The organism is Microbacterium sp. Bi128 (assembly GCF_918698205.1).
In genome coordinates, this window is sequence record NZ_CAKKMM010000525.1 from 1 (window position 1) to 3,273 (window position 3,273).

At 67.2% G+C, this 3,273-nt stretch carries 4 protein-coding genes; 3 read left to right on the forward strand and 1 reads right to left on the reverse strand.

The window, feature by feature from the left end; genetic code table 11:
* The coding region (locus tag LQV45_RS22295) for a class I SAM-dependent methyltransferase (protein WP_230008870.1) at positions 1 to 365 on the forward strand (365 nt) is incomplete at its 5' end.
* Between the two features lie 155 nt (positions 366 to 520).
* Positions 521 to 1,723: an ROK family transcriptional regulator gene (locus LQV45_RS22300; protein WP_230008871.1), complete on the forward strand. Its 1,203-nt coding sequence runs from the start codon at positions 521 to 523 to the stop codon at positions 1,721 to 1,723.
* 17 nt (positions 1,724 to 1,740) lie between these two features.
* Here LQV45_RS22300 and LQV45_RS22305 read toward each other — a convergent pair whose 3' ends face one another.
* Positions 1,741 to 1,938, reverse strand: a complete 198-nt coding sequence (locus LQV45_RS22305) for a hypothetical protein (RefSeq protein WP_018773338.1) — start codon at positions 1,936 to 1,938, stop codon at positions 1,741 to 1,743.
* 535 nt (positions 1,939 to 2,473) lie between these two features.
* Here LQV45_RS22305 and LQV45_RS22310 point away from each other — a divergent pair.
* A complete protein-coding gene (locus LQV45_RS22310) occupies positions 2,474 to 3,229 on the forward strand; it encodes a methylenetetrahydrofolate reductase (protein WP_374208273.1) in 756 nt (251 codons plus the stop codon).
* The last annotated feature ends 44 nt before the right edge of the window (positions 3,230 to 3,273 follow it).

Consider the following 3,273-nt stretch of genomic DNA (forward strand, 5'->3'; position numbering starts at 1 on the left):
CCCGCGTCACCGCGACCGACCGGTCCGCCGCTGCCGTCGACTCAGCCCTGGCCACCTCCCGGGCCAACGGCCTGGACGGTCGGATCGACGTGCTTCAGGACGACGCCATGAGCTCCCTCCCGGACGCCAGCGCGGACCTGGTGCTGCTCAACCCGCCCTTCCACCTGGAAGCGGCGGTCCACTTCGGCGCGGGGATCAAGCTGATCGAAGCGGCCGGCAGGGTGCTTGCCCCGGGCGGGGAGCTCTGGACCGTGTTCAACAGCCACCTGCACTACCGGCCGGCCCTGGAACGGCTGATCGGTCCCACCCGCGAGGCCGGCAGGAATCCAAAATTCACGGTCACGGCCAGCACCCGGCGGCCTTGACGCAAGAAACTTTGTGTCGGTAAAGCGCAAGTGTGGGCGCACGCCTGCACGTAACGTACGATTCTGACAACTGCTGTGCGTGGCCAAAACGTTTAGAGGTATCAGTGACCGAGTTCCGGCAACCCTCGCCGAGGCGAGGGACCAACCTACCGAAGATGGGCGACTTCAACCTCACAGTCATCCTCGACGCCATCCGCCGCACGCCCGGCGGGCTGAGCCGGGTGGAACTGGCCCAGATTGTCGGACTCTCGCCGCAGACCATCTCCAACATTTCCCGCCGCCTGCTGGACCAGCACCTGATCGTCGAAGCGGGCAAGGAAGGCACCGGGCCGGGCAAGCCCAGGACCATGCTCCGGCTGAATCCCGCGGGGATGTATGCCGTGGGCGTCCACCTGGACCCGGCCGTCCTCACGTTCGTCGTGCTGGACCTGCTCGGCGCCGTCGTCCGGCACTCACGGATCACCACCCCGCCCGGCACCGACCCCAGGGCTGTCATTGACACCATCGCGGGCGAAATCAAGAGGCTCATCCTGGACTCCGGGGTGGACCCGGACCGGATCGCCGGGCTCGGGGTTGCGTCGCCGGGGCCCATCGACCTCAACGAGGGCGCCGTCGTGGACCCGCCGCTGCTGCCGGGCTGGGACCACGTGGGGCTGCGGGATGCCCTCGCGGAAGCCACGGGCCTATCGACACTCATGGACAAGGACGTCACCAGCGCAGCCGTGGCCGAAACCTGGGCCGGGGGCCCCAGCGGCGAGGGCAGCTTCGTCTTCATGTATATGGGGACCGGGATCGGCTGCGGCATCGTGCTCAACGACGAAGTCGTCCGCGGGACCTCGGGCAACGCCGGGGAAATCGGGCACATCATCGTCGACCCGGGCGGTGCCCTCTGCGACTGCGGGCAGCACGGCTGCGTGAAGTCCTCCGCCATTCCGCAGGTCCTCGTGGCGCAGGCTGAGGCGGCCGGGATATTGAATGGTTCACTCCAGGACAGGAGCGCACCGGCAGTTCAGGAACGGTTCGCCGAGTTGTGCGCGATCGCCGACGCCGGCAACGACGAGGCCAAGGAAATCATTCGTGGGTCCGCAGTGCTCGTGGCCCGTGCGGTGTCGGTCGTCACCAACGCCCTGGACGTGGACCGGGTAGTGTTCGGCGGCCCGTTCTGGACCTGCCTCTCGGCGGCTTACCTCGAGCTGGTCCCCGGTCTGGTTGAGGCGAACAGTGCCACCCGGAGGATCCATGGGATCGAAGTCGTGGGCACGGGGGTAGGAGAGGACGTCGGCGCCGTCGGTGCGGCCTGCCTGGTGCTCGAACACACGCTGGCCCCGCGTTCCCAGCGGCTGCTCCTGGGCGACTAGACAGAGGCTAACCGGGCTCAGTCGATGTCCTCTACCACCGTCCCATACGGGATGGTGTCATCCAGATGCGCCTGGTGGCCATGCGGAAGCACGAGAATCCGGACCCCGTGCAACCTCTCTGCGGCCGACTGCATGAGGACTGGCCGGACGGTGTTGATGAAGCTCTCGCTCTTGCCGGCGAGGTACTGCTGATAGCTGGCTGGAAGCTGAATCATGGCAACAGGATAGTCCTGCCAGGATGCGTTGGGGAGAGCGGGCCGCGTGGGGCGAAAATCGCGCCTTGGGCGAACATTGTTCTGCCCGGCGCCGCAAACGGCCGTAAAGGTGCGTCTTAATTCGGGGACCGACTTGAAGGGCCCCACGGCCCGGCCTTAGAGTTCTATACAAGTTACCTCAGTAACGTGTCAGCGATCCTCCGCTGAAAGCTGCCCCCGGGCGGCCCAGGAGGGTGTGGGTGCCCCCATGTGGGCCTGACATTTGCTCACGGACAACTTCGTATCAGGCGTAACAGTCGCGGCTGCGCCCTGCTGAAGTTCCCTCCGTGTTCCCCAAACTCAATTCACTGACGACGGAGTTTCCGTTTCTGGTTCCGGTCCTTCGGGGCTTCCGGATCTCCCGGCGGCAGTGTTCAAAGCCAAGGACGCAAATGTCACCACCAAGCCTTATCGATTCCCATCCCAATCTTGCCGGCGCGGCCCCTGTTCCAACGGCTCCAACCGCAGCACCGCCGTCGATCTCGTCAACCGGCTCGTGCAGGAAACGACGCTCCGGCCCCTGGCCCACCTGACCTGTGTGGGGAATTCCCCGCAGGAACTGGCGGAGATCATCGGCGAACTGCTCGACGTCGGCGTCCGCGGCATCCTCGCCCTCCGCGGCGACCGGCCCAAGGATGGAGAAACCCCGCCGCCGGGATCGCTCCGCTACGCCCAGGACCTGATCGAACTCATCCGCCGCGTGGAGCAGCGCCGTTCGGCGCTGTTGTGCGCCGGCAGGGTCGCGGTCGGCGTCGCCGCCTACCCGACCCGGCACCCGGAATCCCCGAGCGAGGCGCACGACGTCGAGGTCCTGCTGGCCAAGCAGCGCTCCGGCGCCGACTTCGCCATCACCCAGGTCTTCTTCCACACCGAGCAGTACGCCGACCTCCTGGCCCGGGCACGCCGGGCCGGGGTGACCATCCCGATCATTCCCGGGGTCATGCCGCTCACCAGCCTCCGGCGGCTCGCCCGGCTCGGGGAACTGACCGGCGTCGAACCGGCCCCGGAACTCATCGAACGCCTCGCGGCTGCCGACACCGACGCCGAACGGACCCGGATCGGGGTCAGCGCCACCGTTGATCTCGCCAACGCAGCCCTGGACGCCGGAGCCCCCGGCATCCACCTCTACACGTTCAATGAGCACGCCGCGGCACTGGACGTGCTGGACAAACTCGCGCTGCCCCGCCCGCACCGCGGCAACAAGAACGGCGGCAACCGGCACACGGCCAGCCGCCGCCAGCTCGCCAGCTGACCGCGCCAGGAAAACACAACTTCCCTCCGCACCACACCACCAAC